Genomic DNA, 22,934 nt, shown 5'->3' on the forward strand with positions numbered 1-22,934 from the left:
GTGTTTCACTATAAATCACCCTTTATGGCTTAAATATTCAACAATTTGCCGGGCCGGAGCTTCCGCTTCATGGATTAATGAATCAATCCGTGATTCCCGCTGCCCCCGCCAAGCGGTTCCGTCCTTCAGAAGCCTGACAATCTCCCCGGAAAGGGTTTCGCTGTCCAAGGAAGCCGTTGTGCCGACAGGACGGCAATCGATACGGCTTAAAAAATGATCAATCTTGGGATCATACGATATTCCGAGCAGCGGCACGCGACGTCCGGCGGCATAAATGAGGCTGTGCAGCCGCATACCGAGCAGCACGCTGCATGCTCCAACTTCGCGGAGCATTTTCTGCGGATGGTCGGCTTGTTCGCTCAGGCTTACGACGCTTCCGCTTTCAGCGATATCGCCAAGCCTGTCCATGCAATATTTCGACGCTTCGGTATCGGAAGGAAGATGAAACGGCAGAAACCGCAGGTGCACCGGAAGGGTGCGGCATACCTGCCGCAAACCTTGGGCGATAGCGTCCAGCTCTCGCCGGTCCTTCTCCCAGTAACGTACGGAGACACCGACGATCGGAAGCTCAGAACTCCCGAAACCGGGACTGGCGCCAGAATCTGCTTTAGCACCATCCGCCTCACGCGGCTGTCCCGAAAGCGTGCTGCCGGGGACCGTTTCTTCCGGCAGGGTCAGACCCATGACGGGATCGGGCACAACCTGCACATCGGCCTGCCGAAGTCCCATGAACATAAGCAATGCCCTGGATTGTTCATCACGCACGGACACATAAGCGCATTTACGGAATACCGATTTGATCATCGGATGGAACCATTTCCGCTGCACCGGCCCGATTCCTTGGGCATATATGAATGTCGGCTTGCCCATCCATTGAGCCAGCTTGATAATGCCGAGATAATACGGAATGGATTTGCCGCTTGTTACATCCTGCAGCAGGCTTCCTCCGCCGCTGATCAGCCCGGAGCTTTCGCCTATAACCCGTCGGACCTCAGACAGCTTCATACGGTGCACCGCTTCAACGCCGTAAGTAGCGGAAGTCCATTCCGGATCGATGGATAGTACGACCGGTTTAATGGATATACCCGCCAATTCGGATTGGCGCTTCAGTGCAATCAAAATCGATTGAAGCACCGCTTCATCTCCGCTGTTGCGGAAGCCGTAGTAACCGGACAACACTATTTTTTGAGCAGGGGCAGCCATCGTTTCCAACATCCTTCCGCAATTTGCCACACGATTACCGCGATCACGCCAAGGATAAGACCTAGGCCAAGCCCAAGCAGCCCACGGACAAGCGAAATCAGAACAGGTGAATGAATATGCGCGAACGTATCCACCATAGACAGTTGGCCGATTACGGCAACAATCATAAGATAGGCGGCGTTCCGGTATTTAAGGGCCAGAAAAGTTCCAAGAATAAACACTGGATGAGCAAGCAAAAATTCCTTGCTGCGCGGCCGCACGCCGAAAACACTTTCCATAAAGTTCCGGAAGGCAAGCTCATAGGAACTCGCGGTGCCGCTGTTGCCGGTGCGGCTTAAATAGTACAATCCAATTACCCCAAGTACGGCAGCCGCAGCAACCATCGCCAGCGTGACTGGCGTTCTTAACAGCTTACCCGTTTTATTCAAAGCAAACTCTCCCCGGTACAAGAGCACATAAATGCCCACAAGCCCGATCGGAGCGATATGCAGCAGACTGACGCCTCGGAACTGGTTTAACACCAGGCTGTAAGTAATATTATTCAGCAGCGCGATAACGAACGGCACCGCGCTGAGTGAGATCAAGGCTGTCTTTACGTACAAAACAAGACTCTGGACCAAGCGTCGCTGCGGATTCATAACTCCCTGCACGGAACCGGGGATGCTTCCCCGAACCGTTGTCGCTCCCTGAACGGCCAGCGGCGGACCCGATCTATTGATTTTGCGAACAGCTAGCACCATCGCTAATGTCGGCGCGCTGATGGCAACCGCAAGAGCGAGCGCTTGTTCAAACAGCACGGGCTTCACAAGCAGCAGTCCCGCGCTTCCGATCAGACCGAGGGCCCAAGCCAAAAGCGTTAGCCACGGAACGAAGTGAGAGATCATCAGCGCCACCATCGCCACGGCTCCGATGACGGCGGCCAGCTTGAAATAACGTTGGAACGGCGAATCCACTACATCAAAAGCAGCAGCTTGTCCCAGCGTAAAGCCGTTGTCCTTGATCTTGTCCACTGCCCCGCCCGGCTCACTCAGACTGGTAACCAAATTGTCCACAGAGTCGTCGATCTGCGCCTTGGCGGTATTTCTCGTGGGGGCGGTGTTCAAGTATAGCATGCGAATATTGCGGTCCTTCGTCGCCAGTGCGAAGCGGTCGGCAATAACATCCGGTTTCAGCGTTGAATCGTTCTCGCTCAGTGAGTACAACCGGGTCACATTGTAATCGAGCAAAAATGCAAGCTTGTTGAACCCTTTTTGCTGCTCTTTAAGATTCTCGATGGTGGCTATGCCGATGCCGTTTTGTTTCAGCAGTTCAGCAAAGGAAGCAATACTCTGAAGGTCCTCATTGTCGTTAAATCCTTTGACCGAATCGCCCTCGAACAGGATTCGCTTCACATCAAGACTTTTAAACCGCTCAATTAGCCGATTCATCGCTTCTTCATTATAGGGAAGGGAATCCACAAGCCGGGGAACGATATGGAATCCCTTGTCATGCAAAGTTATAAGCGTAGATTCGTCCGGAGCCATCGGCTTCAACAGCGCATCTTCCACCGGAGTCTCAATAATCAAGCCCTGTTGGCCGCGAAAGTTCCAATCTTCCGCCCTAATTCCAAGATCGCTGAACGTATCCCGGATCGTGGGCGCAAGCGCCTCAGCGTTAGCTTTGCTTGTAAAAAGCACATACGTATAATTCTCGTTCTCCGGAATGACGCTATCCGTTAAGTTGGCGACATCCTGTGCGCCCCAATACATGACGCGACGGGCTTTGCGGTAATCCTCCAGCGTATTTTCATATACAGCCATACTTTGTACACCGGCTTCTTTAAGCCGATCCAACTGCTGGGATATGTAATCCTGCGGGTTGGCCCGGTAGCTCGCAGCGTCCACGAGATCCCGGTAATCGAATACAATTTCCACCGTCTTGGATGATTTCTCAGTCTGCAAACGATCGTAAACAACAGGCAAAGTCGCAATCAGGCCAATCACAACCACGATCCAGAGCCATTTCCGGGAATTCAGGTTCCAACGCTGCCATTTGTGCTGCACCAAAAGCTCCTCCTCTTTCCATAAACGAATCTCTTCTACAAAAGACAACCCCACAATGTGAGGACTTGGCTTCGAAGCCTGATCAGGTACTTTGCGTGGTCCCCGAAAAAAGAAACGGTTTCGCCCTCCATTCCCAATCGGAGGGCGGCACCCGTTTCCCGTAAAAGAGATTCAAATCATCATCTATTAATTGCTTCCGCCGTCCACTCGTTCCATAACTTCCCCGGTGAGTGCGGCAACCTTGGACTTGGCATCCTCAAGCGACTCACCGCGTACAGCGAAGTACACCTTGATCTTGGGCTCGGTGCCCGAAGGACGCAGGCAGACCCAGGAACCGTCTGCAAGCAGATATTTCAGCACATTCTCCTTCGGAAGTCCATCCAGACCCAGAGAGTAATCCAGCACCTCGCTTACGGCAATACCTGCGATTTCTTTAGGCGGACTCTGCCGCCAATCGGTCATGATGCCCTGGATTTGGGCAACCCCGTCCTTGCCTTTGAGTGTACGGGATTCCAGGCTTTCGAGGAAATAGCCGAACTGCGCATAAAGCTCCTGAAGCACCTCGTAGAGGGTCTTTCCTTGAGCTTTGTAATAAGCGCCCGCTTCGGCAATCAGCATGGAAGCCAGAACGGCATCCTTGTCGCGGGCATAGTTCCCGGCAAGATATCCATAGCTTTCCTCATAGCCAAACAGATATGTGTAATCACCCGAGGCTTCGAACTGGGTCATTTTTTCACCGATATATTTGAAGCCCGTCAGCGTGTTAAACACGGTTGCTCCATAATGGCTGGCAACCGCAGCGCCCATTTCGCTGGTTACAATCGTCTTGACTACCGCGCCATTGCTCGGCAGCTTGCCGAGTTCCTGCAACCGGCTCAGATAGTAGTGAATCATCAGCGCGCCGGACTGGTTGCCGGACAGGACGACGAATTTCCCCTCTGGGTCGCGCACGACGGCGCCCATCCGGTCCGCGTCCGGGTCAGTCCCGATGAGCAGATCGGCCCCAAGTTCCTCGCCAAGCTTGATCGCCAGCGTAAAGGCTTCCCGCTCTTCCGGATTGGGCGATTTCACTGTTGAGAATTCGGAATCCGGTTGTTCCTGCTCCGGCACGACAAGCACGTCGGTGAAGCCGATCTTCTTCAGTACGCTGCGCACCGGAAGATTGCCTGTTCCATGCAGCGGCGTATATACGATTTTGAATTTGCTTCCCAGACCGCCGGCGATATCCGACTTGCCGACACTGACCGCCGCAACGGTATCGGTGTAGGCTTCGTCTTCCTTCTCGCCCAGCCAATGAAGGAGTCCGGCAGCCTCCGCCTCTTCCTTATCGGCACGCTTGACGGCATTAAAGGAATCAATATTGAATATGTAGGAGATCACCTTCTCGGCTTCATCCGGTACAAGCTGACCGCCTTGAGAATTATATACTTTATACCCGTTATATTCCGGAGGATTATGACTCGCTGTAATGACGACTCCGCCTGTAGCTCCCAGATGACGCACGCTGAAGGACAGCTGCGGCGTTGAGCGAAGGGAAGGATATAAATAAGCTTCGATTCCGTTGCCGGCCAGAACCAGCGCGGTTTCCAGCGCAAACTCCGGGGAGAACCGGCGGGAGTCATGAGCAATAACTACAGATGGACGGCCCTCGCCTTTATGCTGCTCCAAAATAAAATTAGCGAAACCTTGAGTTGCTCTTGCTATCGTGTAGCGGTTCATCCGGTTGCTTCCTGCGCCGATCACGCCGCGCAAGCCGCCTGTCCCGAATTCCAAATCCCGGTAGAAGCGCTCTTCAAGCTCCTGTGGATCATTTTCCAGTCCGCGTAGCTCCTGCTTGGTGGTCTCGTCAATGGATGGATCTTGCAGCCAGCGTTCCAGGGTTTCTGCAGCTTTTGGACTCAATTGGGTCATAAAAATCTCTCCTTCTCCAGGTATGATTTAATTCAGCGCAAACATAATTTCGCCTTCGGCCACAACCTTGTCTTCCACTTTGGCAACTGCCTTCCCTTTGCCGATACTTCCTTTAAGACGCGTAATCTCCACTTCGAGCTTCAGGGTATCCCCCGGCACAACCTGTCCGCGGAAACGGAAACCGTCCAATCCCGCCAAAAAGCCGATTTTGCCCCGGTTGGCTTCGACTCCCAGAATCGCCACTGCTCCAACCTGCGCGAGAGCCTCGGTAATCAATACGCCGGGCATAACGGGGTAGCCTGGAAAGTGCCCTGTAAAAAAGGGTTCGTTCACCGTGACATTTTTAATGCCTACCGCCCGTTTCCCCATTTCGATTTCGATGATTTTGTCCACCAGCAGAAAAGGGGGACGATGGGGGATAATTTCCTGAATTTGATTGACATCCAACATGTAACCTTACTCCTTCCAGTTCGAGAGAAGGGCCTCGAAAGACAGCCTCTCGGTATAAAGGCCTCTTATTCTCGCCGGCGTGCATAAATATAGCTCCCTTTGGCAAGAACTATACTTATCCTTCACCGGCTGCAGAAGTGGAGGTTGAGATAAGGGGCTTCTCCCGCTGCATAAGCGGAGAGGGCCCTTTTTGATCTCCAAAGCCCCCAATCATTATACATTTTCCAGTATAAAAAAGAAAACTCCCTTGTACAAGTGTACAAGAGAGCCACTATCCGTGGTCTTCACGGAGCAAAAACCAAATCGTATACATGCTTCCAGGTGCTCCAATGGAACACATCGCTCAGTTCCTTATTTCCGAGGACGACGTAACCCGCCGCCAAGCCGCCCCCGAGGGCAAGCAGAAGCAGCAAAGGAATCAGAAACCATTGAACGATTTTCCATTTCGATCGTTTGCGCTTTATCGGCGCATTATCTTCGGTCAGTTGTTCTTGTTTCAAACGATCTTCTTTCTGACGGCTCATTCCTTCACCTACCCGCGCATGTTATTTGCCAAACCAAGCATTTGGTCGCTGGAGGAGAGGGCTCTGGCGGCAAGCTGATACGTACGCTGAATCTGCATCATTTCCGTCATTTCTTTGTTCAGATCAACATTGGACTGTTCCAGCCAGCCGGAGCGAACTGCCACTCCTCCGCCTTGGCCCGCTGCCGCAAAGGCCTGCCCTGTTGTGACCCCGTCGGCCAGAACGAACCTGCCGCCGTCCACCCCTTGCAGCACCTGGCCGTTACGCGGTTCGACCAGCATTAGCTGACCGGCTAGCGTCGGCGGGTCGTTTTCATTACGCTTCATCCATACATTGCCCGTCTCGTCAAAGGCGACACTAGTTCCCGCTTCCACCGTCAGCGGATTCCCCTGAGCATTCAGCACCGGATTGCCTGTATTGTCCACCAGCATCATATTGGCCGGATTGGCGTTATCGGGCGTAAAATGGAAATCCCCCTGACGGGTATACGTCGTTACGCCATTTACTTGAACGGCGAACAAGCCGTTTCCTTGTAGCGCCAAATCGCTCGGATTGCCGGTTTCCTTAAGCGCTCCCTGCTCCCAGCTCGTGGTGATCTTGGGAATCCGCATCCCGTAGCCGATATCAAACCCCAGCGGCATAATGCGTCCCGCCAGCTCGTACTCCTTCGTCTGCTGCTGCACCCGGGTCAGCACATCTTCAAAAGATCCTTCTTTGCTCTTGTAGCCTGCCGTATTGACGTTGGCAATATTATCGGCGATAAGATCGAGCCGCTGCTGAAGGCTGGCCATCGAGACGGCCGCGCCAATTGTCGAATTGTTCATCGATCATCAACCTCCTATACTCTGCCGACATCGTTTACAGCCTTTTGCAGGCTGCTGTCATAGAACTGGATTACCTTCTGGTTCGCTTCATACGCCCGGTAAGCCGCGTTCAAATCCACGGTAGCCTGCGTCGCATCGACATTGGAGCCTTCAATGTATCCCTGGCGCACCTGAACCTGCATATTATCTCCCGCAGCCGCATAACGCACTCCCGCAGCCGCAGCATCGGCAACGTGAAAGACGCCATTCCCGTCACGCACCAATTCCTGCGGCCTGGTAATAATACTGACTCCGAGACGAACGCCGGTTGTCGTCCCAGTTGAAGCATCAAGAAGATTGCCTTCCGCGTCTACCTTAAGACTGTCCACCGTACCGTTAAGCACCACCGGTTGGCCATCGGCGCCAAGCACCTTGTATCCTCCGGAACTCAGCAGTTCACCGGACGGGCTTACGGTAAAGCTGCCGTTTCGTGTAAACAGTGTATTCCCATCATTGTCCTGAACCGTAAAAAAAGCCTGCGGCTGGTAAACAATTTCGCCTTGATTGCTTATATACTTGCCGGAGCGGTCAAAAGCGATGTTGCCGCCCGTGGCAGGATCGGTCAGACGCAAATCGGCGGACAGCGCAAAATCGGTGGACTTGCCGCTTTCAATCAAATCCCCTTGCAGGTATTTGGATATGGACTGCTCGGCGAACACGCCCGTATTCATTCTGCCAATCGGCTTCACCGTTCCGCTCTGCATAGAGGAGATCAGCACCTCCGGGAAGGAACGGCTGACGCTTTCGACCTGCTTGTACCCCGTCGTATTCAGATTGGCTATATTTTGCGTAGCCGTGTCGTGTCTGCGCTGCTCCGTAACCATGCCGGCAGCGGCCGTATATAACCCTCTTATCATAAAGGCGTTTCCCCTTCCTAAACCGCAGAAGCTAGAACTTCAGCTTTTGAACCTTTACCCTATATCTTTGAACCTTTACTTCATATATCGGTTGCTTAAAATTTTTTCTTAACAACCTTATCCAAATGATCCAGCAAAATGCCCGTTCCCTTTACGACGCAGTGCATCGGATCTTCAGCCACCCAAACCGGCACGTGCAATTCTTCGGCTAGCAGCTCGTCCAATCCGGTCAGCAGGGCCCCTCCTCCGGTCAGCACGACGCCGCGGTCAATGATATCGGCGGACAGCTCCGGAGGCGTCCGTTCCAAAACCGTCTTCGCCGCGACCACAATGGACGATACCGGGTCCCAAAGCGCCTCCTGCACCTCGGCCGATGTGATCGTTAAAGTCTGGGGAAGGCCGCTAACCATATCCCGGCCGCGTATATCCATCTCGGCCTGCATGCCGCCCGGACGCACATTGCCGATGGCAAGCTTGATGTCTTCCGCCGTCCGTTCACCGATAAGCAGCTTATACTTCTGCTTGATATATCTTAAAATGGATTCGTCGAACTTGTCCCCCGCCACTTTAATGGAGGAGGCGGTAACAACGTCGCCCATCGATAACACGGCTACGTCCGTCGTTCCGCCGCCGATGTCGACGACCATATTTCCGCTGGGTTGATAAATATCCATGCCCGCTCCGATTGCGGCGGCTTTGGGCTCTTCTTCCATGAAGACTTCCTTCGCCCCGCTGCGTTCGGCCGCTTCCCGGATCGATTTCTGCTCAACAGACGTGATATTCGTGGGGGCGCAAATCAAGATGCGGGGACGCGAATACCAGGTACGGCCTCCGACGCGGTCGATGAAGTATTTCAGCATCGTTTCCGTAATTTCAAAATCGGCGATAACGCCGTCTCGGAGCGGACGAATCGTTGAGATATTGCCGGGGGTGCGGCCGACCATACGGCGCGCCTGCTCTCCCACCGCAAGGACCTTCTTCGTGTCGCTTTCAAGCGTGACCACGGAAGGCTCATCCAGAACGACTCCTTTTCCTTTAACATGAATAAGCACATTGGCTGTGCCGAGATCGATTCCGATGTCCTTGCTAAGCATAATGAAAGAGCCCCCAAAGTATTATTTTAGATGAGAAAGATGAGTTAGTGCCAAATTTAAAACTACCATACTTTAGGGGAAGAATTCAATGGATTCTGTCTGAAAATCACCTTAAAAATCCGAGAATATTACGGCTGTGCTGCTACGGCCACCTCCCGTTTCTTCCCCGTGTTCTTCTTATATTTGATTTTTGTGGCCTCGCCCCCCCGGAGATGACGGATGGATTTGTGGTATTCAAGAATGTGCTTCACCTGATCGGCCAGATCAGGATTGATTTCCGGCAACCGCTCGGTCAAATCTTTATGCACCGTGCTTTTGGAAACGCCGAATTCTTTGGCTATGGTCCGGACCGTATGCCTGGTTTCCACGATGCAGCGTCCGATTTTAATGGTACGTTCCTTGATGTAATCGTGCACGCTCCCGCCTCCCAACTGTGGATAGTTTGGTACATTATATGAGGGGCGGGCCTATATATTCGCGCTTTAACGGGATGACAAGCCGGTGCAGGCTCATTTTATTTGCGGGACAACCGTAAAATAGCCCTAGAAAGCGGGGACTATGCTCCTATCCCATGAAGATGAAACACGAAAAAACAGGAGGACGAGCGTCCCCCTGCCTTAGGCATTTGTTTCTTATTTTTGCGGAAGCAGTTCCGAAGGATTGACGAGCTTGCCGTCCTGGTACACCTCAAAATGCAGGTGGTTGCCCAGATTCTTCTCGATTTCATTGCGTCCGGCGGCGGCGAGCGTATCGCCCTGCTTCACCTGGTCTCCCTGCTTCACTTTGGCTTCTCCGAGACTTTGGTAGACCGTCTTCAGATTGCCTTGAGTCACTTCGACTACCGTACCGAGTGTAGGAACGTCCTCGACCCGGGTCACTTCGCCGCTGATGGCGGACTTGACGTCAAACGACTTGTTGTCTTCGCGAGCAAGATCGATGCCGCTGTTGGGCGTAAAAGTATCGCCGTTTTGCACAGTAGCCGCGATATGATTCTCTTCGGTGCCATTCTCGTCATAGTACGGCTTGACAACTTCCACGTCGCTTGGGTTGGCCACCGGCCAAGCCAGGCTTTCCGCCGAAGCGGTAACCTCCAGCGCATTCGGCTCCTTGCCGGCATCCGCGGTTCCAGCCGTATCGCCGGAAGCTCCAACATCCTCGGAAACAACGGCGGCGGTGTCTGTGGAAAGCGGCTTATGGCCGGCATCCTGATAGACCCACACCAAGGTTAGTATAATTGCCGCTGCCGCTGTGTAGACTGCCGGAAATACCCAACGTTTGGAGAACAGTCTGTTCCATGAAGAAGGCTGGCTGCCGGTTTCTCCCTGATTTGTTTTGAGAGAGTCTTCATGGGATGGTTTGTTTTTGTTTTGTTCATTCATTTGCTATCACCTCAGTAACCATTGTTACCGGGCGGTTCGCTTTTATACGTTTCTTTCACTTTATTTTTTCAAAAGAATTGAGACTTGCGTAAACGATATTCCGCTGTAGTAGTGTTTGAGAATTTGCGTTGCCGTGCCGCCCTCCTTCGCCATCCCGTTCGCTCCCCACTGGCTCATGCCGACACCGTGGCCGTTGCCGTAGGTCGTGATGGCAACCTCCCCATTCTTCATCGTCCAGGTGAACTGGCTGGAACGAAGCCCAAGCCGCTCCCGCACTTCGCGTCCCGTAAATATCCGGCCGTCAATTGAAATCTCTTTAACCCGGTGGCCGGCGGTAACGGACAGCACCTCCATCTGCGGTTGCGGTTGTCCCTCGTAAGCCCGCTCCGCGGTGAGCGGTTTTACCTTCCCGGCCGCTCCTCCCGAGGAGGCCAGCACTCTCCGCGCACCCGATGCGGTGATTCCGTCGATTCCCAGCTTCTCTCTCAGCTCGGAAACGCTGAAGGTGGCGGTAGCCTTAAGCTCCGGATTCACTTCCCGGTCCCAGGGACTCGCCACGCTCCGCAGATAAGGCACGGCGGCCTTCCAGTAATCCTCTGAATTCTCTGTAAAACCTCCGCTGGAGGCAAAAAAAGATGCCGTAATCGGCTCTCCCTTATACGTCATCACGATGCCGCGTGTCTCGCGAACCGCGCGGCGGAGCTTGGCCAGGTCGGCGCTGCGGCCGGCCTTCGTCCAGTCCCGTTCCAGCACGGCGGACGAGACGTAAGCCTGATGGCTTACGGTGTCGGTCACATCCGCTCCCGGAACGGGAACGCCGCTTCGGTCGCCGGCCCGCAGGCGGCGGACGATAAAGGTGCGGGCCGCGATCGCCTGCGCTTTGAGCGCTTCGAGCTCAAAGTCGGCCGGCATCTCGGCCGCGATTACGCCGGTGACGTAGTCCTCCAGCGGCAGGGTTTCAATTTGCCTTGCGCGCGACAAATAGACGGACACCTTCGGCTGCGCGGCTTCCGCCGCAGCCGGTTCCCGCGCCGCGGGTGCGCCGGTGCGCTGCGGCGCGGCCGGCGGCGCCGGCGGTGCCGGGTCGTGCCGCAGGTGCACGACCGTCAGCGGCAGCAGCAGCGCCGCCAGCAGCGGCGCGGCCAGCCAGGCGGCGGGCGCCAGCCGCCTGGACCACACCCGTGCCGGAAGGTTGCGTCTCCGGCGGCCGGGTCTCCACCGCGCCGCTTTGCGGCGCCAAGGGCGGAAATCTTTCATCTCTTCCTTCTCCCCTCCTGATTATCCTCGTACTACATCATATGAGTCTTGGACAATTGATAGAACGGAGTATCCGAGAGAAGAAAGAGTTGAAGCCAGCCCGCACTGCCGCGCAGCCTTATATCCGCTTCGATAAAGCGCGGACAATTTAGTTCAAAAAAAGAGGCCCGCCATATGGACGGACCTCTTATTATTTAATTGTCAGAGAGTTATACCCAGGTCGGTTGAATCTGAACCTGGAACCGGGGCTTCGCTTCCTCGCTCCCCAGAACGGCGTTCTTGGCCGTTTCCGGTTTGAGTGTTTCTCCTGCAGCGGCATCAGCCGGGCTTTCATCCAGCGTCACGCGCCAAATGTCCGCTCCAAGGCCGGACAGCTTCTCAGCCAGATGCACATAGCCGCGGTCGATATGATGCGTGCCGCTCACTTCCGTCGTTCCTTCCGCGACCAGACCAGCCAGAATCAGCGCCGCTCCCGCACGCAGGTCCGTTGCGCAGACCTTTGCTCCGACCAGACGGGCGTCGCCGGTAACGATGGCGGAGCGTCCTTCAATCTTGATTTCCGCGTTCATGAGCTGGAATTCGTCTACATGCATGAACCGGTTCTCAAAGACCGTCTCCGTAATGACGCTCGTTCCTTCCGAACGAAGCAGCAGCGCCATCATCTGAGACTGCATATCGGTCGGAAAGCCCGGATAAGGCAAAGTCTTCACGTCGACGGCCTTCAGCGGCTTATCGCTGATCACGCGGACGCCATTGTCGCCCGGAATAATGGTTACGCCCATTTCTTCCATCTTGGCGATAACCGGGCCGAGATGATCGGCAATAGCGCCTTCCACGTAGACGTCACCGCCGGTAATCGCCGCAGCGACCATATAAGTGCCCGCTTCGATCCGGTCGGGAATGACATGATGTTTTACACCGTGCAGACGCTCTACCCCTTCAATCCGGATAACGCCGGTGCCCGCGCCGCGAACGACAGCGCCCATACTGTTCAGGTAGTTGGCCAAATCGACAATTTCCGGCTCCTTCGCCGCATTCTCGATCGTTGTCACGCCTTCAGCCAAGGCTGCGGCCATCATGATATTCTCGGTTGCGCCGACACTGGCAACGTCCAGATAGATCTTGGCTCCGCGCAGTCGGCCGTTGCTCTTCGCTTCGATATATCCCTGCCCCAGGCTGATCTCGGCTCCAAGGGCCTCAAACCCTTTCAGATGCTGGTCAATGGGACGCGTGCCGATCGCGCAGCCGCCGGGCAGCGAAATACGTGTACGGCCCAATCGGGACAAAAGAGGTCCCATCACCAAAAAAGAAGCCCGCATTTTGCGCACCCACTCGTAGGGCGCTTCACAAGTGGAGAGATTTCGGGCATCCACCTGAATGATATCGTTCTGATATGTAACTCCCGCCCCCAGAGATTCGAGTACCTTGCTGATCGTTAATACATCATCTAGCGGAGGCGCGTCGACAATGACGCTTTCTCCTTCTTCTGCCAATAGAGAGGCGGCTATGATCGGTAGTACGGAATTTTTAGCGCCGCTTACTTTTACGCTTCCGGTCAATCTTTTGCCACCGCGGACGATAAATTTACTCATCTTTCGGTTCCCTCCGCGTCCATTATTTTCACTGACATTCGTGTTATTCTCCATATCCTTGCTTGTTTGAGTAACAATTTTAGTTAAAAGTCAATTTACAAATGCTTCGATTTCCGCTACTTGGCCCCGGCTGTGCGTGGGACACTTCTTAGATTTAAGTTTTAACCTAAAAAAATGTAATTATGCGGCGCTTTTTGGCGAATCAGGCCCAAGACATTAATAACCTAACCGCTCATCATTAAAACATATGACGTATTTGGACACTGTAGCCCAGATAATCCAGCAGGAAGCCCGCCACAAAATGCCCCAGTACGATAGCCAGCAGCAATTGAAGCAGCCGCCCTTGCGGGCTCTTGGGATATCTTATGATCAAATCCAGCTTAAGGTTCTGCAGGGCCCACCAGGATAATGCTACACACAACAGCGATACAATCATCGACATCAGCCCACTGATTCCTATAGAGCTGGTTAATTCGTTTGCCATGATTTTATCCATCCTAACCCCCCAAACCTAGACTTGCTCGGAAATCGACTCTTATATCATACTTGCGTAATGGAAAAGAATCCAGTACTTTTACATTATTTTAACTAAAATGCTCCTGGTAAACGCTATCACACATAGTGTCCTTCCAGAAGTTACAAAATGACATCTTCTGTTAAAGGTATGTCGCCATAAGATTTCATTTTCTTAATAAGAAAGTCCAATAAAAAACAAGAATTTCAGCAATAAAAAAAGCAGCCCGGCGCAAGGCCAGACTGCATTTCATTTTATTTTTGTCCTTTTCTGGTGGACACTTTAATCCGTGTAACCGCACGCTGCAGCGCAAGCTCCGCTCGGCGATGATCAATCTCGTCCTGTTTGCCGCGGGACTGCAAGCGGCGCTGTGCCCGTTCCTTGGCAGCCTCGGCGCGTTCAATATCGATGTCGCTGGGCAGCTCGGCGCTTTCCGCCAGCACGGTCACTTTATCCTTATGCACTTCAATAAAGCCGCCATGAACGGCGACCGTTGTCACACCGGCTTCCGATTTAATGGTCATCGGTGCAACCTGAAGCGGAGTTACAAGCGGAACATGTCCCGGCAATATGCCCAGATCGCCTTCTGCCCCCCGTACGGTCAAGCTGTAAACCTGCTTGGCATATACGAGGTGATCCGGCGTGACAATTTCCAACAAAAAGGTGTTCACTTCGAATTCCTCCTCAAAGCTTCAGGTTACAACGTTTTCGCCTTTTCTACAGCTTCCTCGATCGTACCTACGTAAAGGAATGCCGCTTCCGGAAGATCGTCATGCTTGCCTTCCAGAATCTCCTTGAAGCTGCGGACCGTTTCTTTAATCGGTACATATGCACCCTTGAAGCCGGTGAACTGCTCCGCCACGTGGAAAGGCTGCGACAAGAAGCGCTCCACCTTACGGGCACGGGCCACGATCAGCTTATCTTCCTCGCTCAGCTCATCCATACCGAGGATGGCGATAATATCCTGAAGCTCGGTATAGCGCTGCAGCAATTGCTTAACGCCCTGAGCCACAGTGTAATGCTCTTCGCCGACGACATCCGGAGCCAAAATCCGGGAACTGGATGCCAACGGGTCCACTGCAGGGAAAATCCCTTTTTCGGAGATTTTACGCTCTAAGTTCGTCGTTGCATCCAAGTGGGCAAATGCCGTTGCCGGAGCGGGGTCAGTGTAATCGTCCGCCGGAACGTAGATCGCCTGGATGGATGTAACGGAGCCTTTTTTGGTGGAAGTGATCCGTTCCTGCAATTGGCCCATTTCCGTTGCCAGCGTCGGTTGGTAACCTACCGCGGAAGGCATGCGGCCCAGCAAAGCGGATACTTCGGAGCCGGCTTGGGTGAAGCGGAAAATGTTATCGATAAACAGCAGGGTGTCGCGGCCTTCCACATCGCGGAAATATTCCGCCATCGTCAGACCCGTCAGCGCAACGCGCAGACGTGCGCCCGGCGGCTCGTTCATTTGTCCGAACACCATCGCCGTCTTCTTGATAACGCCGGAGTCGGTCATTTCGTGGTAAAGGTCATTTCCTTCGCGCGTCCGTTCGCCGACGCCCGCAAATACGGAAATACCGCCGTGCTCCTGCGCGATGTTGTTGATCAGTTCCTGGATCGTTACCGTTTTGCCTACGCCCGCGCCGCCGAACAGGCCGATTTTACCGCCTTTGGCGTAAGGAGCGAGCAGGTCGATAACCTTAATTCCGGTTTCCAGAATTTCCGCCTGCGTCGACAGCTCATCGAACGTCGGCGCCAAGCGGTGAATCGGGTTCTTTTGCGAAGCGGGGATTTCCGCTCCGTTGTCAATTGTGTTGCCCAGCACGTTGAATACGCGGCCAAGCGTTACATCTCCGACGGGAACCGAAATCGGGGCTCCTTGATCTACGGCTTCCAAACCGCGAACCAGTCCGTCAGTGGAGGACATGGCAATACAGCGTACCAGATTGTCGCCCAGATGATTGGATACTTCCAGTGTCAGCTCGTTCTGACGCCCTTGCTCTGGGCTGGCTCCGATCTTGATCGCATTGAAGATTTCGGGCAACTGGCCGCGTCCAAATTCAATATCGACAACCGGACCCATAATACTTACTACGCGTCCTACGTTCATCTATGTTTCCCTCCTTGAAAACTGTTACCCAAGAAGAAACGACTACGCCTTCCTATTAAGTCGGCGTTCGTTTCTCGTCGAAATAGAAGACCTATTGATATGCCCCAGCAAATAAATTCTTTTATAAGCCGATGCTTCCAAAACCGGCGATACATGTATCGCTATTCAGGAATCCGTTAAGACTGCGCGTTGGCACCCGCTACGATCTCGGTAATTTCCTGAGTAATAGCCGCCTGACGGGCACGGTTGTACGTAAGCGTCAGATTTCCGATCATTTTCGAGGCATTCTTGGTCGCACTGCCCATTGCCGTCATCTTGGCGCCAAGCTCGCTGGCTTTGCCGTCGAGGATGGCGCTGTAAATCAAAGTCTCCGCATACTTGGGCAGCAGAACCTCCAGCACGCCTTCCGGCGATGGCTCGTATTCATAGCCCGCTTTGAGCTCATGACCTTGAGGTTCCTCCGTCTGTAGGGCTCCATCCATTGGAAGAAGCCGTTCCACAGTCGGAATTTGGCTGATCGGATTGACGAACACGTTATAGCATATATAGATCTCATCGAACATGCCTTCTTCGAATTGTCCCACCGCCGCATAGGCGATCGACTTAATGTCGGAGAAGGAAGGGGTGTCGGAAAGATCGGTGACTTCCTCGGTGATCGGATAATTACGCCGGCGCAGGAAGTCGCGGCCTTTGCGGCCGATGACAAACAGGCCGTATTCATCCTTGGACTTGTGACGCTCCTGGATAAGGGTTGTCACTTTGCGCAAAATATTGGCGTTGTAGCCCCCGGCAAGGCCGCGATCCGAAGTGACGACGATATAACCGGTTTTCTTGACGGGACGGCTCACCAGCATGGGGTGCTGGATTCCTTTCGTGCCGGCAGCGATATTCGACACGACTTCTTTCAGCTTTTGCGAATAAGGGCGGGCCGCTTCCGCTTTCTCCTGAGCTTTTCTCAGCTTGGAGGCGGCGACCATTTCCATCGCTTTGGTGATTTGTCTGGTGTTCTGAACGCTTTTGATTTGACGTTTAATATCACGCATGCTTCTTGCCATGATTTCACCACCTATAAGCTTTGGCGAAGCCAAAGCTGGCTTCGTAAGCATATTCTTTGCCTTTGGCGAAGCCAAAGCTGGCTTCGTAAGCATATTCTTTGCTCTTGGCGAAGCCAAAGCTGGCTTCGTAAGCATATTCTTTACTTTGGCGAAGCCAAAGCTGGCTTCGTAGTATCCGCCAAGCCCGGGACAAGCCCGAAAGCCTGGCATCATACCCCTGTTTCCTTATCGATTGCGCCACGCTAGTTCCTTAGCTTGTCGCAAAACCTTTTTTGAACTTCTCGATGGCAGCCTTCAGCGCCGCTTCGTTATCAGCCGTCAGGTCCTTTGTTTCCGTTATGGAGGCGGCCACTTCCGGCACATTGCTGTCCATATAAGAAAGGAATTCTTTTTCAAAACGTCTGACGTCCTTGACCGGAATCTCATCCAAGTATCCTTTGACCGCCGTGTACAAGCTAATTACCTGATGCTCGACGGAGAGAGGCTGGTTGACGCCCTGTTTCAGGATTTCCATCATCCGCGCGCCGCGGTTCAGACGGGCTTGAGTCGATTTGTCGAGGTCGGAGCCGAACTGGGCAAACGCCTGCAGCTCGCGGTATTGGGCAAGATCCAGACGGAGCGAGCCGGCAACCTTCTTCATCGCTTTGATCTGCGCCGATCCGCCTACGCGGGATACGGAGATACCTACGTTGATCGCCGGACGCTGGCCGGAGTAGAACAGGTCGGACTCCAGGAAGATCTGACCGTCGGTGATGGAAATAACGTTCGTCGGGATGTACGCCGATACGTCGGAAGCTTGTGTTTCGATGAACGGCAGAGCGGTCAGCGAACCGCCGCCAAGTTCGTCGCTAAGCTTCGCGGCGCGTTCCAGCAGACGGGAGTGAAGATAGAATACGTCGCCAGGGAATGCCTCACGGCCCGGAGGGCGGCGGAGCAGCAGGGACAATTCGCGATAAGCGGCCGCCTGTTTCGACAGGTCGTCATAGATGACCAGAACGTGCTCGCCCTTGTACATGAAGTATTCGCCCATTGCACATCCGGCGTATGGAGCGATGTACAGCAGCGGCGACGGCTCGGAAGCCGACGCGGTAACGACGATCGTGTAGTCCAGCGCACCGTGGCGGCGAAGGGTTTCTACAACCTGTGCTACCGTGGATTGCTTTTGTCCGATGGCAACGTAGATACACTTCATCCCGTTGCCCTTTTGGTTGATGATCGCGTCGATGGCGATTGCCGTTTTACCGGTCTGACGGTCGCCGATGATCAGTTCGCGTTGACCGCGGCCGATCGGCACCATGGAGTCAATTGCCTTAAGGCCCGTCTGCATCGGTTCATGCACCGATTTACGCTCGATAACGCCCGGGGCGTTGTTCTCGACAGGACGGAATTCCGTCGTCTCGATCGGTCCCTTGCCGTCCAGCGGCTGGCCAAGCGGGTTAACGACGCGGCCGAGCAGAGCTTCGCCGACGGGAACCTGCATAATGCGGCCCGTACGCTTCACTTGATCGCCCTCGCGGATTTCCGTATATTCACCGAGGATAACGACACCGACGTTGCTTTCCTCCAGATTGAGCGCCATGCCCACTACGCCGTTGGAGAACTCCAGCAGTTCGCCCGCCATCGCATTTTCCAGACCGTACACGCGGGCGATCCCGTCGCCGACTTGAATAACGGTTCCGATTTCGGCTACTTCAATATCGGATTTATATTGTTCGATTTGACTTTTAATCAAAGTGCTGATTTCTTCAGGTCTGATGCTCAAGTACGCTCACCCCTATCTTCTGTGCTTATCGTTAAAGGATTTTTCCAGACGTTCCAGCTTGCCGGCAAGACTGCCGTCGTACAGCGTATCGCCGATGACGACTTTAAGTCCGCCCAGCAGGCTTTTATCGACTACATTGGCAATGCGGATTTTACGGCCGGACAAGGTGCCAAATTCTTCAGCCACAGCTTCTTTTTCCCGCTCATCCAATTCATATGTGGAATACACGGTAGCGTCGGCCAACCCTAAGCTCGCGCCTTCGATCTTAATGTAGCTGTCCAGAAGGTCGGAAAGAATGCTCATTCTGCCGCGCTCAACGAGAAGTTCAAGCGTGTTGATTACAATCGTCGAGAGCTTGCCATTCAGCGTGTTCTTGAGCACTGACAGCTTGTCTTCCCCCGAAATCTTCGGGGTGCTGATGAATCTTTGAAGATCGGTATCCGAAGCCAGTGCAGAAACCAGAGCTTTCAGCTCTTCTTCCACTTCCAGCGTCTTCTTCTCTTCCAAAGCCACCTCGAACAATGCCTTCGCGTATCTTTTGGCGACTACCGTATCCTGACTCATGATCTGCCCCCAACCTCTTTGAGGTACTGATCAACGAGCTCCTCCTGCGCGGCGTCCGAGCTGACTTCCTTTTCAAGCAGCTTGGACGCAATTTTTACGGATGCCGAACCGAGTTCGCTGCGAAGCGCCTCGACGGCCTTGTTCTTCTCGCTCTGAATGTCGCGCACGGCTTCATCCTTGATTCGAGCCGCTTCCGCTTTGGCTTGCTCAAGCAGCTGTTCGGTTTGCTTGCTGCTCGTCTGTCTGGACTGCTCGATAATATCGTAAGCTTCTTTGCGGGCATCCTGGAGAGCCTGCTTCTGTTCCTCTACGTAAGCGACCGCCTGCTCCCGTGTCTGCGAAGCTTCATTAATTTGCTGCAATACCAGCTCGCGCCGTTTCTCCATAACGGAGAACAGGGGGCCGAAGGCGTATTTGTTAAGCAGAAAATACAAGATAAGAAAAGCGATCAGCGCCAGGACGAGAGATGTAGGTTCGAAATGCATGTAAGGTCACTCCTTTCCGGTAACATTCGTTATCGTCTTGTGTGGACAAGGCCCTTGGGCCAAAAAGAAAGCGCGGAGGGCCGTGGCCTTCCCCGCCAATAGTATAAAGCTTGTCTTAGGCACCTGCTCCTGCGTAGAAAATGAAGGCCAGAACGACACCGATAATCGGCAGGGCTTCTACCAGAGCCACGCCAATGTACATTGTCGTTTGAAGAGTCCCTCTAGCTTCAGGCTGACGTGCGATGCCTTCAACTGTCTTGCTGACAATCAGACCATTACCAATACCGGCGCCAAGTGCGCCCAAACCTACCGCGATTGCTGCCGCGATATATGCCATAACTCCCATTAGATAAATCCTCCTTAAAATTGTGTGTGGTTTTGTGATTTCAATATATTTAAAGATCAGACGTACTTGCGTGCGCCTTGATGTAGCTAATGCTCCTCATGCGTGTCAATCGCCTGTGATATGTACAGGAAAGTCAGCATGGTAAAAACAAACGCCTGGATTGAACCGACGAAGATACTGAAGCCCTGCCACGTCATAAGCAGCGGGATAGAAGCGATAAAACCAAAAGCTCCAGTCGAACCCAACTTGATTAACTGCGCAATCAGCACTTCCCCGGCGAATATATTACCAAAAAGACGCATACCGTGTGTCAGCAGCTTGGAGAACTGCTCAATTAGGTTAATCGGCAAAAAGACAGGGAACGGTTGAAGATAATGTTTGAAATATGCTTTCGTGTTGCGAGTGATTCCCAGAAAATGAACCATTAAAAAGATCAGTCCCGCCAATCCCAGCGATACGGAAGCATCGGCTGTAGGGGATTTCCACCAGCTTACGCCGACTTCCACTTCCCCTCCCGGATTTGCATCATGGGCCTTATGGATTACTTCCACAACATTTACAAGCGGTTGATTAAAGAACGTCGCTTTGCTGGCATCGTGGTATTCGGTAACAATATTGAACGGCAATCCAAGCATATTCCCGACAAAAATAAACAGGATCAGCGTAAGACCAAGACTGAGAAAAGGCTTGCCCTTCTTCAGATCCATAGTACTGGTCATCATGCCTTGTACAAATTCTACGAGCCATTCCATGAAGTTTTGCATTTTGCCGGGGTTCTCCACGGAAAGATTTCGCGTCGCCAAGCGTGCAATAACAAAGACGATTGTACAGGTAACGACTAGCATAAGCACGATTGCCAGATCAATGTCAAATCCAGCCAGTTTAATGATTGGTGTTACATGCATGTTTCTCACCCCTTTCCGTCAGTATGTTTTCGTTCCTCAATTATCAGCAAAATAAATCCGACGATAGGAAGTACGAAATAACCGGTCACAAGACTGGCGCACACCGCGATTTCATTGAAGTAATGAGGAAATTCAAGCGCGAGTACAACCGCCAATATGGAGGTGGCTATTCTGATTCCAAAACCTAGTGAAGCGCGGGCTTTGCTTTCGCCGGAGGCGGATTTTGCAATTCCTTTCACTTTGTGAGCCATGTAAAAAATATTGATGCAACTTACAATAGCGCCAAGCACGATACCGTGAAGGACGGTGCGGCGATGGGGCATCAATTCCGCGATTATAAAACAAACCACGATAATTCCCGCTATGGACATAAACATCAATTTGTTCATTCTGGCTGCGTCATTCATCGCTGTCCCTCGTCGCTTTTTTAATAAGGCTCACAATAGCTGCGGCTCCTGACAGCATGCCGAAAAGAACACCTAGACCAACCCATAAACCGGAGTTACCCCACATGTCCCCAAGCCATTTACCCAAAAAATATCCACCTATGGTACAGCCGGCAAGATCGACGCCGATGGCACTGACAATGCCCATAGTCCGAAACGATTTAACCGCATTTCGATTTTCTTTATTCGGTTGCTCAGGCTGTTTCATAGCACCCCACCCTTGGAATTCCAATTCATTTTACTGAATGTTACAAGAGTTTGTCAAACTAACGCGCCAGTGCGAAAAATCACTGAAAGTATGAAAATAATCACAGCAAAACATTCCAAAACCATATAAACCGTACAGTTTTACTGTATGCTCTTCGAAACCTTTTCATTGTTTGACTTCGGGGACCTCAGAACCGTTTGTGAACATTCTGTGAAACTCTTCCGGGCGTTCTTCATTCACTCCAAAATGGTGCAAAATCGCACTGACAATTCGCCCAGATGCTTTACCATCTCCATACGGGTTGGCGGCCCGGCTCATGGACTGATAGAGGTCCTGATCAGTCAACAAAGCATGTGTCCGTTGATACACCTTCTCCTCGTCCGTACCTACCAGTTCCAGCGTTCCGGCCTCGATGCCTTCCGGGCGCTCCGTTGTGTCGCGCAGCACGAGAACAGGAACTCCAAAAGACGGAGCTTCTTCCTGCAAGCCGCCAGAATCGGTCAAAATCAAGTGGGTATGCGGATAAAAATTGTGCAAGTCCACGACATCCAGCGGATCGATCAGCTTGATTCTGGGATGTCCGCCCAAAATCTCGTACGCCGGTTCCTTAACCGCGGGACTCGGATGCACGGGATAACAGATGGCGACATCTTCGAATTCATCAGCAATTCTTTTGACGGCACGGAAAATATGACGGTGCGGTTCGCCTTGGGATTCCCTGCGGTGCGCCGTCATCAAAATAAGTCTTTTTCCTGAAGCCCAATCCAGTACCGGATGCCGGTAGCCCGGCTGTACGGTATATTGAAACACATCGGTCACAGTATTGCCTGTGATATAAACACTTGATTCTTTTTTGTTTTCATGTCTCAAATTCCCTGCTGACCAGTCGGTCGGAGCGAAGTGCAGGTCGGCGAGCACGCCGGTCAGCTGACGGTTCATTTCTTCAGGATAAGGGGACAGTTTGTTCCAAGTACGCAGGCCCGCTTCTACGTGCCCTACCTGAATTTGCTGCAAAAAGGAAGCATAGCTGGCTAGAAAAGTGGTCAGCGTGTCTCCGTGCACAAGCACAAGATCAGGCCGCGCTTCCCTCAGCACGGGCTCCAGTCCTTCAAGAACGCGGATGGTAATCTCGTTCAGCGTCTGCCGATCCTTCATGACGTCCAAATCGTAATCAGGCACAATATTGAACACCTCCAGCACCTGATCGAGTAGCTGCCGGTGCTGGGCCGTCACGCAAACCAGCGATTCGATATGCTCGGGATGCTTTTGAAGCTCAAGCACCAGCGGAGCCATCTTGATCGCCTCGGGACGGACCCCAAAAATCGTCATTACTTTAATCTTGGACATAACCCATTTCCTTTCTTCTTCCGGTTCTGTTA

General features: G+C 53.0%; 25 protein-coding genes. All 25 read right to left on the reverse strand.

The window, feature by feature from the left end; translation table 11 throughout:
- Positions 1–15: 15 nt before the first annotated feature.
- Positions 16–1,203 carry a polysaccharide pyruvyl transferase CsaB gene (gene csaB, locus PUR_RS24165; RefSeq protein WP_179037406.1) on the reverse strand — a complete coding sequence of 396 codons (1,188 nt, stop codon included), beginning with the start codon at positions 1,201–1,203 and terminating at the stop codon, positions 16–18.
- On the reverse strand, positions 1,179–3,245 hold the full coding sequence (locus tag PUR_RS24170) for a DUF5693 family protein (RefSeq protein ID WP_179037407.1): 2,067 nt from the start codon (positions 3,243–3,245) through the stop codon (positions 1,179–1,181). Before PUR_RS24170 ends, csaB begins: the two co-directional genes overlap by 25 nt.
- Before the next feature lie 186 nt (positions 3,246–3,431).
- Positions 3,432–5,156 carry a phospho-sugar mutase gene (locus PUR_RS24175; RefSeq protein ID WP_179037408.1) on the reverse strand — a complete coding sequence of 575 codons (1,725 nt, stop codon included), beginning with the start codon at positions 5,154–5,156 and terminating at the stop codon, positions 3,432–3,434.
- A 27-nt stretch (positions 5,157–5,183) separates the two neighbouring features.
- Entirely contained in the window at positions 5,184–5,606 is a 423-nt protein-coding gene (gene fabZ / locus PUR_RS24180; protein WP_025336820.1) for a 3-hydroxyacyl-ACP dehydratase FabZ, read from the reverse strand.
- Between the two features lie 284 nt (positions 5,607–5,890).
- Complete coding sequence (locus PUR_RS24185; protein WP_179037409.1) at positions 5,891–6,130, reverse strand: DNA-directed RNA polymerase subunit beta; 240 nt, start codon at positions 6,128–6,130, stop codon at positions 5,891–5,893.
- A gap of 8 nt (positions 6,131–6,138) precedes the next feature.
- Positions 6,139–6,954 (reverse strand): flagellar hook-basal body protein, encoded by an 816-nt coding sequence (locus PUR_RS24190; protein ID WP_179037410.1) that lies wholly within the window; start codon positions 6,952–6,954, stop codon positions 6,139–6,141.
- Between the two features lie 14 nt (positions 6,955–6,968).
- Positions 6,969–7,850 carry a flagellar hook-basal body protein gene (locus PUR_RS24195; RefSeq protein ID WP_179037411.1) on the reverse strand — a complete coding sequence of 294 codons (882 nt, stop codon included), beginning with the start codon at positions 7,848–7,850 and terminating at the stop codon, positions 6,969–6,971.
- A 95-nt stretch (positions 7,851–7,945) separates the two neighbouring features.
- Positions 7,946–8,944 (reverse strand): rod shape-determining protein, encoded by a 999-nt coding sequence (locus PUR_RS24200; protein WP_124696547.1) that lies wholly within the window; start codon positions 8,942–8,944, stop codon positions 7,946–7,948.
- Between the two features lie 128 nt (positions 8,945–9,072).
- Positions 9,073–9,360 (reverse strand): sporulation transcriptional regulator SpoIIID, encoded by a 288-nt coding sequence (gene spoIIID, locus PUR_RS24205; RefSeq protein ID WP_124696546.1) that lies wholly within the window; start codon positions 9,358–9,360, stop codon positions 9,073–9,075.
- A 216-nt stretch (positions 9,361–9,576) separates the two neighbouring features.
- On the reverse strand, positions 9,577–10,323 hold the full coding sequence (locus PUR_RS24210; RefSeq protein WP_179037412.1) for a M23 family metallopeptidase: 747 nt from the start codon (positions 10,321–10,323) through the stop codon (positions 9,577–9,579).
- A 60-nt stretch (positions 10,324–10,383) separates the two neighbouring features.
- Positions 10,384–11,580, reverse strand: a complete 1,197-nt coding sequence (gene spoIID, locus PUR_RS24215; protein WP_179037413.1) for a stage II sporulation protein D — start codon at positions 11,578–11,580, stop codon at positions 10,384–10,386.
- A 209-nt stretch (positions 11,581–11,789) separates the two neighbouring features.
- Positions 11,790–13,172: a UDP-N-acetylglucosamine 1-carboxyvinyltransferase gene (gene murA / locus PUR_RS24220; RefSeq protein WP_179037414.1), complete on the reverse strand. Its 1,383-nt coding sequence runs from the start codon at positions 13,170–13,172 to the stop codon at positions 11,790–11,792.
- Between the two features lie 238 nt (positions 13,173–13,410).
- Positions 13,411–13,656 carry a DUF1146 family protein gene (locus PUR_RS24225; RefSeq protein WP_442953738.1) on the reverse strand — a complete coding sequence of 82 codons (246 nt, stop codon included), beginning with the start codon at positions 13,654–13,656 and terminating at the stop codon, positions 13,411–13,413.
- A 284-nt stretch (positions 13,657–13,940) separates the two neighbouring features.
- A complete protein-coding gene (locus PUR_RS24230) occupies positions 13,941–14,357 on the reverse strand; it encodes a F0F1 ATP synthase subunit epsilon (RefSeq protein ID WP_179037416.1) in 417 nt (138 codons plus the stop codon).
- 26 nt (positions 14,358–14,383) lie between these two features.
- Entirely contained in the window at positions 14,384–15,784 is a 1,401-nt protein-coding gene (atpD, locus tag PUR_RS24235; RefSeq protein WP_179037417.1) for a F0F1 ATP synthase subunit beta, read from the reverse strand.
- Positions 15,785–15,960: 176 nt separating this feature from the next.
- On the reverse strand, positions 15,961–16,839 hold the full coding sequence (gene atpG, locus PUR_RS24240; protein WP_179037418.1) for an ATP synthase F1 subunit gamma: 879 nt from the start codon (positions 16,837–16,839) through the stop codon (positions 15,961–15,963).
- Positions 16,840–16,843: 4 nt separating this feature from the next.
- Positions 16,844–17,080, reverse strand: a complete 237-nt coding sequence (locus PUR_RS24245; RefSeq protein WP_179037419.1) for a hypothetical protein — start codon at positions 17,078–17,080, stop codon at positions 16,844–16,846.
- Positions 17,081–17,089: 9 nt separating this feature from the next.
- Positions 17,090–18,601 carry a F0F1 ATP synthase subunit alpha gene (gene atpA, locus PUR_RS24250; protein WP_124696538.1) on the reverse strand — a complete coding sequence of 504 codons (1,512 nt, stop codon included), beginning with the start codon at positions 18,599–18,601 and terminating at the stop codon, positions 17,090–17,092.
- 12 nt (positions 18,602–18,613) lie between these two features.
- On the reverse strand, positions 18,614–19,165 hold the full coding sequence (locus PUR_RS24255) for a F0F1 ATP synthase subunit delta (protein WP_179037420.1): 552 nt from the start codon (positions 19,163–19,165) through the stop codon (positions 18,614–18,616).
- A complete protein-coding gene (gene atpF, locus PUR_RS24260; RefSeq protein WP_179037421.1) occupies positions 19,162–19,650 on the reverse strand; it encodes a F0F1 ATP synthase subunit B in 489 nt (162 codons plus the stop codon). Before atpF ends, PUR_RS24255 begins: the two co-directional genes overlap by 4 nt.
- 115 nt (positions 19,651–19,765) lie before the next feature.
- Positions 19,766–19,996 carry a F0F1 ATP synthase subunit C gene (gene atpE, locus PUR_RS24265; RefSeq protein ID WP_179037422.1) on the reverse strand — a complete coding sequence of 77 codons (231 nt, stop codon included), beginning with the start codon at positions 19,994–19,996 and terminating at the stop codon, positions 19,766–19,768.
- 86 nt (positions 19,997–20,082) lie between these two features.
- A complete protein-coding gene (atpB, locus tag PUR_RS24270) occupies positions 20,083–20,901 on the reverse strand; it encodes a F0F1 ATP synthase subunit A (protein ID WP_179037423.1) in 819 nt (272 codons plus the stop codon).
- Between the two features lie 5 nt (positions 20,902–20,906).
- Positions 20,907–21,308 (reverse strand): ATP synthase subunit I, encoded by a 402-nt coding sequence (locus tag PUR_RS24275; protein ID WP_179037424.1) that lies wholly within the window; start codon positions 21,306–21,308, stop codon positions 20,907–20,909.
- On the reverse strand, positions 21,301–21,555 hold the full coding sequence (locus PUR_RS24280; RefSeq protein WP_179037425.1) for an AtpZ/AtpI family protein: 255 nt from the start codon (positions 21,553–21,555) through the stop codon (positions 21,301–21,303). The genes PUR_RS24275 and PUR_RS24280 overlap by 8 nt, the downstream gene beginning before the upstream one ends.
- 165 nt (positions 21,556–21,720) lie before the next feature.
- Entirely contained in the window at positions 21,721–22,902 is a 1,182-nt protein-coding gene (wecB, locus tag PUR_RS24285) for a non-hydrolyzing UDP-N-acetylglucosamine 2-epimerase (protein WP_179037426.1), read from the reverse strand.
- Positions 22,903–22,934 lie beyond the last annotated feature (32 nt).

It is taken from the genome of Paenibacillus sp. URB8-2 (assembly GCF_013393385.1).
Classification (GTDB): Bacteria; Bacillota; Bacilli; order Paenibacillales; family Paenibacillaceae; genus Paenibacillus_AQ.